General features: G+C 73.7%; 12 protein-coding genes. 10 read left to right on the forward strand and 2 right to left on the reverse strand.

What is annotated here, in order from left to right; all coding sequences use genetic code 11:
- Nucleotides 1-210: 210 nt before the first annotated feature.
- A complete protein-coding gene (locus ACGFQ9_RS03790) occupies nt 211-984 on the forward strand; it encodes a hypothetical protein (RefSeq protein WP_393570862.1) in 774 nt (257 codons plus the stop codon).
- A gap of 52 nt (nt 985-1,036) precedes the next feature.
- On the opposite strand, the gene ACGFQ9_RS03795 is transcribed toward ACGFQ9_RS03790, so the two are convergent.
- The gene (locus ACGFQ9_RS03795) at nt 1,037-2,764 is read right to left on the reverse strand and encodes a serine/threonine-protein kinase (RefSeq protein WP_393570864.1); all 1,728 of its coding nucleotides are present in this window, start codon (nt 2,762-2,764) and stop codon (nt 1,037-1,039) included.
- A gap of 168 nt (nt 2,765-2,932) precedes the next feature.
- On the opposite strand from ACGFQ9_RS03795, the gene ACGFQ9_RS03800 reads away from it, so the two are divergent.
- From ACGFQ9_RS03800 to ACGFQ9_RS03810, 3 genes are all read left to right on the forward strand, one after another.
- The gene (locus ACGFQ9_RS03800) at nt 2,933-3,556 is read left to right on the forward strand and encodes a dihydrofolate reductase family protein (protein ID WP_393570866.1); all 624 of its coding nucleotides are present in this window, start codon (nt 2,933-2,935) and stop codon (nt 3,554-3,556) included.
- 660 nt (nt 3,557-4,216) lie between these two features.
- The gene (locus ACGFQ9_RS03805; RefSeq protein ID WP_393570868.1) at nt 4,217-5,134 is read left to right on the forward strand and encodes a DMT family transporter; all 918 of its coding nucleotides are present in this window, start codon (nt 4,217-4,219) and stop codon (nt 5,132-5,134) included.
- A 99-nt stretch (nt 5,135-5,233) separates the two neighbouring features.
- Nucleotides 5,234-6,418, forward strand: a complete 1,185-nt coding sequence (locus ACGFQ9_RS03810) for a cytochrome P450 (protein ID WP_393570870.1) — start codon at nt 5,234-5,236, stop codon at nt 6,416-6,418.
- 101 nt (nt 6,419-6,519) lie between these two features.
- Here the strand turns inward: ACGFQ9_RS03810 and ACGFQ9_RS03815 are convergent, their stop codons facing one another.
- A complete protein-coding gene (locus ACGFQ9_RS03815; protein WP_393570872.1) occupies nt 6,520-7,524 on the reverse strand; it encodes a Gfo/Idh/MocA family oxidoreductase in 1,005 nt (334 codons plus the stop codon).
- Between the two features lie 203 nt (nt 7,525-7,727).
- On the opposite strand from ACGFQ9_RS03815, the gene ACGFQ9_RS03820 reads away from it, so the two are divergent.
- From ACGFQ9_RS03820 to ACGFQ9_RS03845, 6 genes are read left to right on the forward strand one after another with little or no spacing between them, the layout of a single operon-like run.
- Complete coding sequence (locus ACGFQ9_RS03820) at nt 7,728-8,708, forward strand: sugar ABC transporter substrate-binding protein (protein ID WP_393570874.1); 981 nt, start codon at nt 7,728-7,730, stop codon at nt 8,706-8,708.
- Entirely contained in the window at nt 8,705-9,766 is a 1,062-nt protein-coding gene (locus ACGFQ9_RS03825) for an ABC transporter permease (RefSeq protein WP_393570876.1), read from the forward strand. The genes ACGFQ9_RS03820 and ACGFQ9_RS03825 overlap by 4 nt, the downstream gene beginning before the upstream one ends.
- Nucleotides 9,763-10,644 carry an ATP-binding cassette domain-containing protein gene (locus ACGFQ9_RS03830; RefSeq protein ID WP_393570878.1) on the forward strand — a complete coding sequence of 294 codons (882 nt, stop codon included), beginning with the start codon at nt 9,763-9,765 and terminating at the stop codon, nt 10,642-10,644. The genes ACGFQ9_RS03825 and ACGFQ9_RS03830 overlap by 4 nt, the downstream gene beginning before the upstream one ends.
- A gap of 6 nt (nt 10,645-10,650) precedes the next feature.
- Complete coding sequence (locus ACGFQ9_RS03835; RefSeq protein WP_393570880.1) at nt 10,651-11,826, forward strand: ROK family glucokinase; 1,176 nt, start codon at nt 10,651-10,653, stop codon at nt 11,824-11,826.
- The gene (locus ACGFQ9_RS03840) at nt 11,823-12,464 is read left to right on the forward strand and encodes a hypothetical protein (RefSeq protein WP_393570882.1); all 642 of its coding nucleotides are present in this window, start codon (nt 11,823-11,825) and stop codon (nt 12,462-12,464) included. The genes ACGFQ9_RS03835 and ACGFQ9_RS03840 overlap by 4 nt, the downstream gene beginning before the upstream one ends.
- A gap of 28 nt (nt 12,465-12,492) precedes the next feature.
- Nucleotides 12,493-13,125: an MBL fold metallo-hydrolase gene (locus ACGFQ9_RS03845; RefSeq protein ID WP_393570884.1), complete on the forward strand. Its 633-nt coding sequence runs from the start codon at nt 12,493-12,495 to the stop codon at nt 13,123-13,125.
- Nucleotides 13,126-13,217 lie beyond the last annotated feature (92 nt).

Here is a 13,217-nt window from a genome sequence, read left to right on the forward strand (position 1 = left end):
GAGGCGCACGCTGGCAGGAAACCGACCTGGCGTTTCACGGGAGCGCGTGCGGGCGGGAGGGCGGTGACCGGTGTGCGGCCGTGGCCGCCGCGGCGGTGACCGGTGTGGGGCCGCGCCTGACCGGTGTGGGCCCGTTCCGACCGCCGCGGCGGGCACCGCTACAGTTCGCGGCGGATCAGGTTGGTCCACTCTTCGGCAGGGGCTTCTCACATGTTCAAACGCCATCTCCCCGTCGTGGCCGCGGCCGTCGGCTGCCTCGTGCTCTCCGCCTGTTCCGGCGTTCCGGGATCCGCGACCGACGGCCACGGCCCCGTGGGGACGCCCACCCCCGCCACGCCCTCGGGCGCGCGTACGCCTCCTGCGCCTTCCTCCTCGGTTCCGCTGCCGACGCGGGGAGCGGCCGGCGCAATACCGGACACCGCGCGGCTGAGGCAGCTGGTGCTGCAGCCGGGCGAAGCCGACGGGGTCCAGGGCCCCGGCGCCGGCGTCCACGACATGCACCCGTCCGAGCTCGACGGCGACGCCGGGGCGGAAGTGGGACCGGCCCCGTGCCGGACCATGTGGGCCTTGCTCAACCAGCGGGGCGCCCAGGCGGCCGTCACACAGACCTTCGGATCCGTTCCGCCCGGGAACCCGCAGGTGACCTTCCTCGCGTCCCATGCGGGGACGGGTGCGACGACGGCCTTCGGGCAGCTGCGTGCGGCCCTCGCCGCGTGCCCCCCGCACGCCTCCGACGGCAGGAAGGCGACGGTGCGGTACGAGGACCTCGACGCAGCGGGGTTCCCCGAGGACACGCTCCGCATCCGGATCACCGTCCAGGACGAAGGCTCCGACCAGCCGGCCGACGTCTTCGACCGCATCGTGGCCCGGGTCGGCGTGTGCATCGTCGACATGGTGGGGATGGGGCCGGAGCCGCAGCCCCGCCTCGCCGAGCAGCCCGTTCTCCGGCAGATCCAGCGGGTCCGGGCCGCGCAGGGACTGTGAGGCCGGCCCGGCCGGTCCCCGTCGCGTCACGGCCGGCCGCGTCCCGGTCCGCTCAGGACGCCCGCCAGACCGACATCTCCACCGTCACGTGGGCCGCCGCGGGCGTGGCGGTCGACTTCCCCTGGACCACGAGCAGTGCGATGTCCCCCGACGGGTGCCGGACACAGATCTGGCTGCCGACGGCCGCTCCGGCCAGGGGCAGGGTGCGGGCCTCCTCGGGTGACTGCCCGAGCTGGTCGGCGACGTCGAGGGCGGCCCGGCAGGTGGCGAGGGTGGCGCTCTCCTCCAGGTAGTGCATGGCGAACCTGCTCGTGCCGCTTTCCAGGGCGCAGCCGACCGAGTGCGCGCTCTTGCAGGTGAAGCGGATGTCGCCGGAGCGGTCCTCGCGGTCGACGGGCTCCTTGATGCCGACCGAGGTGTTCGCGTCCAGCCACTGCACGGCGTACGGAACGGGCCGCGGCGGCCCGGACGGCGCCGGAGCGGGCGAGGAGGCCTGCGCCCGGCCGCCCTTCCCGTCCCCGGCCTTCCCGTCCCCGGCCTTTCCGTCTCCGGCCTTTCCGTCTCCGGCCGTTCCGGGGAGCGCGGTTGATCCGCCGGACCGGGGTGTCTGCCCGCCCGGCTGCGCGTTCTGCCCGGTCGACTGCGACGGTCCCGTGCTCCGGTCCCGGAACCGGTCCACCGCGTCCCGCACCGTCAGGGCCGCCCCGGTCAGCAGCAGGGCCCCGGCGGCCACCGCCACGGCGGCGATCACCGCGGTACGCCGCCTGCGGGAGCGGCCCGGCCCGGAGCCGGACGGCGCTGCCCGATCCGCGGTCGGCGCCGGGGGCCCCTGGGGCAGGGTGCCGGCGGTCAGGGTGCCGACCGGGGTGGGGTCCGGAACCGGGCCGGGGACGACCACCTGCGGCCCCATGACCTCCCGCCACACGCCGGGGCCGCCGCCGGCGTCCGGATCCCCGCCCAGATGCTTCCGGCACCACTCCACGATCTCGCCCGGGGTGGCCCGGTCCGCCGGATCGGCGGCCAGGCAGAGGCCGAAGAGCGGCCGCAGCGAGGACGGCAGGGCCGACAGGTCGGGCTCGTCGTGGACGATCCGGAACAGCACGCTCAGGTGGGGCCCGTCGCCGTAGAGCGGCTTGCCCAGCGCCGCGTACGCGGCGGTCTGGCCCAGTGCGAAGACGTCGGTGGCGGCGGTGACCGCACCGGCCGTCGCCTGCTCGGGCGCCATGAACTGGGGTGTGCCGATCGCGGCGCCCGTGGCCGTGTGCGAACTGACGCCCGAGGCCAGCGAGATCCCGAAGTCGATCACCCGCGGCCCGTCGGCGGCCAGCAGGACGTTCGACGGTTTCAGGTCCCGGTGCACGATGCCCGCCCCGTGGACGGCCTGCAGGGCCTCGGCCACCCCGGCGACCAGCCACAGCACGGCGGCCACGGGCAGCGGTCCGCGGAGCGCCACGGCGTCCGCCAGCGAGGGTCCGGGCACGTACAGCGTGGCCAGCCAGGGCACCGGGCTCTCGGTGTCGGCGTCGATCAGCTCGGCGGTGTACGCCCCCCGCACCCGCCGGGCCGCCTCCACCTCGCGGCGGAACCGCCGCCGGAAGTCCGGGTCCTCGGCCAGTTCCGGCCGGACCACCTTGATGGCCACCGGGCGGCCGCCCTGGGTGTGCGACAGGTAGACGCGGCCCATGCCGCCCGCCCCGAGGCGGGCCGCGAGCCGGTAGCCGCCGACCACGCCCGGGTCGTCCGCCTGCAGGGGCCGGAACACCTCGGCCGTGCCGTCCATCGGTCTCCCCCGATCCACTGGTCAACCGTCGGTTGACGGACAGCAGCCTAAGGGGCGGCATCGGCCGGATTCGTCCGGGTGGCCGCGCGTGCCGCGGCGATGAGTTCCGGCAGGAGCGGGAGTCTGAACGGGGGACGGAACCCGACCGAGACCAAGGAGCGCGGAGCCATGGGCAGACTGACCCTCACCACCTTTGTGACCCTCGACGGTGTGATGCAGGCCCCCGGAGGCCCGGAGGAGGACACCACCGGAGGCTTTGAATACGGAGGCTGGGTCGCCCCCTACCTCGACGACGAGTTCGGCGGCTTCATCACCCAGGTCTTCGACCGGGCGGGGGCCTTCCTGCTCGGCCGGCGGACGTACGAGATCTTCGCCGGGTACTGGCCCGAGCACGACGATCCCGCGGACCCGGTCGCCTCGAAGCTCAACGCCCTGCCGAAGTACGTGGCCTCCACCACGCTGGGGGAGTCGGACGTGGACTGGGCGCACACCAGCGTCATCGACGGCGGGCAGCTCCAGTCCGAGGTCGTGCGGATCAAGGACGCCCTCGACGGGGAGCTCCAGGTCCACGGCAGCGGGATGCTCGCGCAGTACCTGCTCGCCCGCGACCTGGTGGACGAGTTCCACCTGCTCGTCTTCCCGGTCTTCCTGGGGGCGGGGCGCCGGCTGTTCCCGACCGGGGGGCTGCCGACGGCGTGCGAGCTGGTGGCGCACCGGACGACGGAGAAGGGCACGACGATCCACACCTACCGACCCGCGGGCCGCGCCACGTTCGGCCTGGTCGGCACCTGACCCCGCCGGGGGCTCTGCCCCGCCCTGGCTGGGGCGCGGCTCAGCCGAGGTGTGGGCGGCGCCTCCGCAGAAGGTGTGGGCAGGCGTTCCGCAGGGCGATGGGGGTCCCCCCTGCTCGAGCGAATTCGAGAGCTTGGGGGTGGGGGTCCCCCCGGACGGAGTCTGGGGGAGGTGGGCACACCGGAACGCCGCTCCGCAGGCTCGCTCCCGCCCCACCGAAGCCATGGCCGGCTCCGGCCGCAGCCGCTGCCCCGGGTCCGGGCGGGGCTTCGCCGTCCCCGGCGCCGCCCGGGAGCAGTGCTCCGCACGGACGGGGCCGACCCCGGAGCGGGGTCGGGGCGCGGGCACACGCTGCGCGTCCGGCGCGGGCCGTCGTGCCGTGTGCCCACCCTCCCCCAAGCTCTCGAATTCGCTCGAGCAGGGGGGACCCCCATCGCCCTGCGGCACGCCTGCCCACACGGCGGTGGCTGCGTGGCCGCCCCGCCGGCCACGGCCAAGGGAACGGCACGCCCGCCCGCGCGGCGCGGGGCTGTGGCGGGAAGGGGCGGGCGCCTGGGGCCGGGTAAACGCGTCGACCCGCAAGATCGGCAGCGGGTACGGTGGGCGCGCCCCCGTGCGAGCCGCCGAAGTCTCCACCCCCCGCAAGCGGTTGGAGACCGCATGACCACCGCCGCCCCCGCGCCACCCCTCGCTCCCCACCGCCGCCGGGCACGGTCCGCCGATCTGCCCGTCCTGCTCGTCGCCGTCGTCTGGGGCGGCAGCTACCTCGCCGCCAAGGGCATCACCACCGCGAACACCGTGATCGCCGTACTCGTGCTGCGCTTCGGCGTGGTGCTCCCCGTGCTCCTGGCCGCCGCCCGCCGGCGGCTGCGGGCCCTGCGCCCCGGCCAGGTACGGGCCGGCGCGCTCCTCGGGCTGGTCCTCGGCGGGATCTTCCTGCTGGAGACCTACGGGGTCGTGCACACCTCGGCCACCAACGCCGGCCTGATCATCAGCCTGACCATGATCTTCACCCCGCTGGCCGAGGCAGCCGTCCGGCGCACCCGCCCCTCCGGGGCCTTCCTCGCCGCCGCGGGGCTCTCCGTCGCCGGAGTCGTGCTGCTCACCCAGGGCGGGGGGTTCACCGCCCCGTCCCTCGGCGACCTGCTGATCCTCTGCGCGGCCCTCGCCCGCACCCTGAACGTGCTGCTCACCGCCCGGATGGCGGAGGTCAGGGACGCCGACTCGCTGTCCCTGACCACCGTTCAGCTCGGCGGGGCCTTCCTGGTGTTCGCGCTGCTGGCCGCCCTGCCCGGCACCGGGGCCGGCCCCTGGTCCGCGGCCGCCGCTTTCGGCCCCGCCGAATGGGCCGGGCTCGCCTTCCTCGCCGTCTTCTGCACCCTCTTCGCCTTCTTCGTGCAGACGTGGGCCGTCCGCCGGACCTCCCCCTCCCGGGTCAGCCTGCTCCTGGGCACCGAACCCCTCTGGGCGGCCGTGGCCGGCATCCTGCTCGGCGGCGAGCAGCCCGGCCCGGCCGGTATCGCGGGCGCCGCCCTGGTGCTCGCCGGGACCGCCTGGGGCCGCCGCGCCGCGGCGTGAACGCCCCGCGCGGCGGCGTGAACACGTGTCCGGATAGCGACCCCGTCGGCTGAGCGGCCGCTTACGCTGCCCGGAACGACGGGGGAAGGGACTGGACCCATGCCGAGCCTGGACATCAGCGCATACGCACCGGACTTCAACGAGAATCCGTACCCGTACTACGCGAAACTGCGCGAGGCCGGGCCCGTGCACCGGATCACCTTCCCGGGCGGCGGCCAGGCCTGGCTGGTGGTGGGCCACGAGGAGGCCCGCCAGGCCCTCACCCACCCCGCCTTGTCCAAGGACTGGCGGCAGGCCACCGGATACTTCGACGGACTCGTCCCCAGCCCCGCCAACGACCACATGCTCGACTCCGACCCGCCGCGCCACACCCGCCTGCGCAAACTGGTCGCCCGCGGGTTCACCGCCCGCCGGGTGGAGGCCCTCCGCCCCCTCGTCCAGCGCACCACCGACGACCTGCTGGAGCAGCTGGCCGGCCGCGCCGACCGCCGTGCCGACCTCATCCAGGCGCTCGCCTTCCCCCTCCCGATGACGGTGATCTGCGAGCTGCTCGGCGTACCCGACCTCGACCGCGACCCGTTCCGGCGCTGGTCCAACGAGATCGTCGCCCCCACCACGCCCGAGAACACCTCCCGGGCGCTGGCGGAGGCGTCCGCGTACCTGACCGAGCTGATCGAGGACAAGCGGTGCAGCCCCGGTGACGACCTGATGAGCGCGCTGATCCGGACACGCGACGCGGGCGACCGGCTCAGCCCCGACGAGCTGATCGGCATGGCCTTCCTGCTGCTGGTCGCGGGCCACGAGACCACCGTCAACCTGATCTCCAACGGCGTACGGGCCCTGCTCGACCACCCCGCCCAGCTCGCCGGCCTGCGGGCCGACTGGGGGCTGCTGGACGGTGCGGTGGAGGAGATGCTCCGCTACGACGGCCCGGTGGAGAGCGCCACCACCCGCTTCACCACCGAGGAGACCGTCCTCGCGGGGGTCCGCATGCACGCGGGCCAGGCCGTGATCGTGTCGCTGGCCGGAGCGGACCGCGACCCGGAGCGGTTCCCCGCGCCCGACACCTTCGACATCCGCCGCGCCCCCCAGGGCCACCTGGCCTTCGGCCACGGCATCCACTTCTGCCTGGGCGCCCCGCTCGCCCGGATGGAGGGCCGGATCGCGATCCGCTCCCTGCTGGAGCGGTTCCCCGAGCTGGCCCGGGACCCGGACGCAGGACCGCCGGTCTGGCTGCCCGGAACCCTGATACGCGGGGTCACGAGCCTCCCGGTCCGCTGGTGAACCCGGACGGCGCCGGCGGCTGCGGGACGGAGGCGGAGCCGTCCGCCACCGGTGTGCGTCCCGCCGGCCGACACCGCCCCACGGCCCTGCCGCTCAGCAGGTCACAGGCCGGGCACCTCGGCCAGGGGCACCGGCCTGTGCTCCCGGCGCGAGATCTCGCACGCCTCCGCGACCCGCAGGGCCGCCAGGCCCTGCCCGCCGTCGCAGGGGTTGCTCCCCTCGCCGCGGACCAGCCGGACGAACGCCGCCAGCTCCGCCTCGTACGCCGGCCCGAACCGTTCCAGGAAGCCCGTCCACGGCCTGCGCGCGGGCGGCGGGCCGTGAGGCTCGGTCGAGGCGATCGGCGTACGGTCGTCCAGCCCGGACGAGACCTGGTCCAGCTCCCCGGCAAGCTCCATCCGCACGTCGTACCCGGCGCCGTTGCACCGGGTCCCGGAGCAGGCCGCCAGCGCCCCGCCGTCGAGCCGGAGCACACAGGCGGCCGTGTCCACGTCACCGGCCGCCCGGAACTGCGGCGGACCTGCGTCCGAGCCCATCGCGTACGCCTCGGTGACCTCCTGCCCGGTCACCCACCGCACCATGTCGAAGTCGTGCACCAGGCAGTCCCGGTACAGGCCCCCCGAGGTCTCCAGATACCCGGCGGGCGGCGGCGCGGGATCCGCGGTCATGGTCCGTACGGTGTGCAGCCGGCCCAGCGCCCCGGACCGCACCAGCTCCCGGGCCGTCCGGTAGCCCGCGTCGAAGCGCCGCATGAACCCCAGCTGGAGCACCCCTCCGGCCGCCGCCACCTCCCGGAGCACCGCCAGGGTCCCGGCCAGGTCGGGAGCCACCGGCTTCTCGCAGAACACCGGCAGCCCGGCCCGCACGGCACGGATCACCAGCTCCGGATGCGAGGCCGTGGAACTGGCCACGACCAGGGCGTCCACGCCCCAGTTGAACACCTCGTCCACACCGGGCGCGGCGGTCGCCCCCAGTCGGGCGGCCACCTTCGCCGCCCGCGCCGGATCGGCGTCGGCGAGGAGCAGGGACCCCGCCTCCGGGTGCCGGCCGAGCGCGGCCGCATGGAACGAGCCGATCCGGCCCGTACCGATGATCCCGATGCGCATGGACTCAACGTGACGCGGTGCGCGGCGCCTGTCAATCTGCCCCGATGGCCCTTCATGGTCCACTGTGGCGGATACTGGGCGGCCGGCACCACAATGACCGGCTTTGCATCCATGACACCCATGCAATCCATGGGATCCATGGCTCTTACGGCTCGAAGGGACGGCACGGGGACGTGACCAGGGTTGGGACAGGGAGACGCGTGATGGGCGCCGTGCTCGCAGCGGCACTGGGGGCCACCGCCCTCGCCGGCTGCAGCAGCACCGGCGGCAAGCGCGCGGAGGAACGGGCCAGGGCGGCGCAGGGCCGTCCGGCCGTCTCCACCCCGCGCTGGACCTTCGCGATGATCACCCACGCGGGAGACGGCGACACCTTCTGGGACATCGTGCAGAAGGGCGCCAAGGAGGCCGCGGCGAAGGACAACATCAAGTTCGTCTACGCCCACGACGACCAGGCCCAGCAGCAGGCGCAGTACGTGCAGGGCTTCATCGACCAGAAGGTCGACGGGATCATCGTCAGCCTCGCCAAGCCCGAGGCCCTCAAGGACGTGCTCGCCAAGGCCGTGAAGGCCGGCATCCCGGTGATCACCGTCAACTCGGGCTCCGCCCAGTCCAAGGAGTACGGGGCCCTGACCCACATCGGGCAGGACGAGGAGATCGCGGGCGAGGCCGTCGGCACCGAACTCGGCAAGCGCGGCCGCAAGAAGGCCGTCTGCGTGCTGCACGAGCAGGGCAACGTGGGCCACGAGCAGCGCTGTGCCGGAGCGAAGAAGACCTTCCCCGGCACCATGGAGAACCTCTATGTCGAGGGCACCAACATGCCCTCCGTCCAGGCCGCCCTCCAGGCGAAGCTCCAGGCCGAGCCCGACCTGGACGCCGTGGTCACCCTCGGTGCGCCGTTCGCGGCGACCGCCGTCAAGGCCAGGCAGTCCGCGGGCAGCAAGGCCGAGGTGGACACCTTCGACCTCAACGAGGCCGTGGCCCGCGGCCTGAAGTCCGGCGACCTCGGCTTCGCCGTCGACCAGCAGCCCTACCTGCAGGGCTACGAGGCCGTCGACCTGCTCTGGCTCTACCGCTACAACGCCGACACGCTCGGCGGCGGCCGGCCGGTGCTGACCGGCCCGCAGATCGTCACCAAGGACGAGGCCGCCGAGCTGGAGGAGTTCATCAAGCGGGGCACCCGATGAGCGCGGCCACCGCCCCGCCGGCCGGCCCGGCCCCCGCAGCCCGCGACGAACGCCTCGCGCACGTGTCCCTCGTACGGCGGCTGCTCGGCCGGCCCGAGCTCGGGGCCGTCGTCGGAGCCGCCGCCGTCTTCGTCTTCTTCTCCTTCGCGGCGCCCAGCTTCCTCCAGGCCTCCAGCCTCAGCACGATCCTCTACGCGTCCTCCACCATCGGGATCATGGCGGTCCCCGTGGCGCTGCTGATGATCGGCGGCGAGTTCGACCTGTCGGCGGGCGTCATGGTCACCACCGCGGCCCTGGTCAGCTCGATGTTCAGCTACCAGATGACCGCCAACGTGTGGGTCGGCGTCGGGGTGTCCCTCCTGGTCACCCTGGCCATCGGGTTCTTCAACGGGTTCATGCTGACCCGGACGAAGCTGCCGAGCTTCATCATCACCCTCGCCACCTTCCTGATGCTCACCGGCCTCAACCTCGGCTTCACCAAGCTGATCAGCGGCACCGTCTCCACCAAGACCATCTCCGACATGGAGGGCTACCCCTCCGCCCGCGCGCTCTTCGCCTCCCAGTGGACCGCCGGCGAGGTCACCCTGGAGATCACCATCCTCTGGTGGATCGCCCTGGTCGCCGTCGCCACCTGGATCCTGCTGCGCACCCGCGCCGGGAACTGGATCTTCGCGGTGGGCGGATCGGCGGACGCGGCCCGCGCCGTCGGCGTCCCGGTCGTCAAGACCCGGATCGGCCTCTACATGGGCGTCGCCCTGTGCGCCTGGATCTCCGGGCAGCACATCCTGTTCTCGTACGACGTCGTCCAGTCCGGCGAGGGCGTCGGCAACGAGCTGCTGTACATCATCGCGGCCGTCATCGGCGGCTGCCTGCTGACCGGCGGCTACGGCTCCGCGATCGGCGCGGCCGTCGGCGCCTTCATCTTCGGCATGACCAGCAACGGCATCGTCTACGCCCAGTGGAACCCGGACTGGTTCAAGTTCTTCCTCGGCGCGATGCTGCTGCTGGCCGTGCTGCTCAACGCATGGGTCCGCAAGAGGGCGGAGGCACGGGCATGAGCACATTGCGGACGAACGCGGACACCACGGCGGGCGCCGCGGCGGGCACCCCCCTGGTGAAGCTGACCGGCGTCAGCAAGCACTACGGCAGCATCCGCGCCCTCCAGGACGTGTCCCTGCAGGTCTCGGCCGGTGAGATCACTTGCGTCCTCGGCGACAACGGCGCCGGCAAGTCCACCCTCATCAAGATCATCGCGGGGCTGCACCGGCACGACGCCGGCACCTTCGAGATCGAGGGGGAGGAGACCGTCCTCGCCAACCCGCGAGCCGCCCTGGACCGCGGCATCGCCACCGTCTACCAGGACCTCGCCGTGGTCCCCCTGATGCCGGTCTGGCGCAACTTCTTCCTCGGCTCCGAACCGACGAAGGGCCGCGGGCCCCTCCGCCGCCTCGACGTCGGCCTGATGCGCCGCACCACCCGGTCCGAGCTCCTCCGCATGGGCATCGACCTGCGGGACGTGGACCAGCCCATCGGCACCCTGTCCGGCGGCGAACGGCAGTGCGTGGCCATCGCCCGCGCCGTGTACTTCGGGGCGAAGGTGCTGGTGCTCGACGAGCCGACGGCCGCACTCGGCGTGAAGCAGTCCGGGGTGGTCCTCAAGTACGTGGCGGCGGCCCGGGACGCCGGACTGGGTGTGGTCCTCATCACGCACAACCCGCACCACGCCCATCTGGTCGGCGACCGGTTCGTGCTGCTCAAACGCGGTGTCATGGCGGGCTCGCACACCCGGGACTCGATCACCCTGGACGAGCTCACCCGGCAGATGGCGGGCGGCAGCGAGCTGGAGGAGCTGAGCCACGAACTGGCCCGGGTGGCAGAATCGAGCAGTACGGCCGACCTCGCCGCCGACAAGGCCGATGACGACAGGGACGAGTAGCACTCGATGAGCACGTACCGCGACTTCACGCACCGCGGGTCGGCGCGCGGCGCCGTCCTGCGGACCGCCGGGACCCGCGAACGCCGCTCGCACCTGACCGCCCCCCGCGTCCCGACCGTCGGCATCGACATCGGCGGCACCAAGGTGATGGCGGGTGTGGTCGACGCCGACGGCACCATCCTGGAGAAGATCCGCACCGAGACCCCGGACAAGTCCAAGAGCCCGAAGGTGGTCGAGGACACCATCACCGAGCTGGTGCTGGACCTCTCCGACCGGCACGACGTGCACGCCGTCGGCATCGGCGCGGCCGGCTGGGTCGACGCCAACCGCTCCCGGGTGCTGTTCGCCCCGCACCTGGCCTGGCGCGACGAGCCGCTGCGCGACGCCCTGCAGGCCCGGCTGGCCGTCCCCGTGATGGTCGACAACGACGCGAACACCGCCGCCTGGGCGGAGTGGCGGTTCGGCGCGGGCCGTGGCGAGGACCACCTCGTGATGATCACCCTGGGGACCGGGATCGGCGGCGCGATCCTGGAGGACGGGCAGGTCAAGCGCGGCAAGTTCGGCGTGGCCGGAGAGTTCGGCCATATGCAGGTGGTGCCCGGCGGGCACCGCTGCCCGTGCGGCAACCGGGGCTGCTGGGAGCAGTACAGCTCCGGGAACGCCCTGGTGCGCGAGGCCCGCGAGCTGGCCGCCGCCGACTCCCCGGTGGCGTACAACATCATCGCCCGGGTCGGCGGGAACATCCTGGAGATCACCGGACCGCTGATCACCGAACTGGCCCGCGAGGGCGACGCCATGTGCGTGGAGCTGCTCCAGGACATCGGGCAGTGGCTGGGCGTCGGCATCGCCAACCTCGCCGCGGCCCTCGACCCGTCGTGCTTCGTCATCGGCGGCGGCGTCAGCGCGGCCGACGACCTGCTCATCGGCCCGGCCCGGGACGCCTTCCGGCGCCATCTGACCGGCCGGGGCTACCGGCCGGAGGCCCGGATCGCCAAGGCCCAGCTGGGCCCCGAGGCCGGTATGGTCGGTGCCGCCGACCTGGCCCGGCTGGTCGCCCGCCGCTTCCGGCGGGCCAAGCGCCGCCGCGTCGAACGGTACGAGCGCTACGAACGCTACATGGGCCGGCTCGGCGCCGACCGGCCCGGCCGGACCGCGCGTCCCGAGGAACAGGAACCGCATTGACCCCGCCCACCACCCCGCCGACCGCCCAGAGCACCCAGGTCGGCGAAGGCTCGCCGGCCGGCCCGCCGCCGGCCGTGCCCCGCCAGGCCTCGGTCACCGGCGGCGGCACGCCCGCCGAGGACCGCCGGCACGTCGTCCGGCGCCGCTGGCTCACCGCGATCATCATCGTGCTGCTGATCGGCGTCCCGGCGGGCTACCTGGTGGTCTCCGCCGAGCAGAGCCGCAGCAGCGGCCGCGACAAGGAGGCCAAGGTGGCCGCCACCCAGGTGCGGGCCGGCTGGCCGTCCCGGGTGCAGCGGAGCATCTACGAGGTGCCGGTGCCGGACTGGTCCACCGGGGTGGGCTTCTACGAGACCAACAACTGGCGCACCAGCCGGCTGTACGTGCAGTTCACCACCAACCCGGTGGACCTGGACTTCTTCCTCAAGGCCATCGGCAGCAGCCGGGCCGCGCTCACCCCCGGCGTGTCCGTGGGGGAGCGGGACGCCGGTGTGGCCGGCTGGAGCTGGGCCCCGGACCGCCACTGGTACGGCACCACCCACGACCAGCCGAACCCCCGGCCCACCCAGGACGTCACGGTCGACCTGACCGATCCGGAGAAGCCGCGGGTGTACGTGGTCTCGACCGCCACCCCGTGAGGCCGCGGCAGTCCCTACCCTGGGGATCATGAAGCTCACCAAGAAGCTGCACTCCTGCATCGCGCTGGAGAAGGACGGGCAGGTCCTCGTCATCGACCCGGGTGCCTTCAGCGAGCCCGACGCGGGGCTCGGGGCCGACGCCCTGCTGGTCACGCACGAGCACCCCGACCACTTCGACGAGGGCCGGCTGCGGGCCGCCCTCGACGCCAACCCGGCCGCCGCACTGTGGACCCTGCGCAGCGTCGCCGAGCGGCTCGCCCCCGCCTACCCGGGGCGGGTGCACACCGTCGGCCACGGCGACGCCTTCACCGCGGCCGGCTTCGACGTCCAGGTGCACGGCGAGCTGCACGCCGTGATCCACCCGGACATCCCGCGCGTCACCAACGTCGGCTACCTGGTGGAGGGCTCCCTGTTCCACCCCGGGGACGCGCTGACCGTGCCCGGTACGCCGGTGGAGACCCTGATGCTGCCGGTGCACGCGCCGTGGAACAAGGTCGCGGAGGTGATCGACTACGTCCGGGAGGTCAAGCCGCTCCGTGCCGTCGACATCCACGACGCGTACCTCGCCGACATCGCCCGCCCGATCTACGACACGGCCCTGGAGAACCTGGGCGGGGCGCCGCACGGCCGGATGACCGCGGGGGAGAGCACCACCCTCTGACCGCCGCCCTGTGACCGCCACGCTGTGACCGCCGCCGGGTGCCCGCCCGCCCGGTGAACGTCACCGGGTGACTGTCGGTGCCGGGCGGTAGG

The sequence above is a fragment of the Streptomyces sp. NPDC048603 genome (assembly GCF_043199475.1).
Lineage (GTDB): Bacteria > Actinomycetota > Actinomycetes > Streptomycetales > Streptomycetaceae > Streptomyces.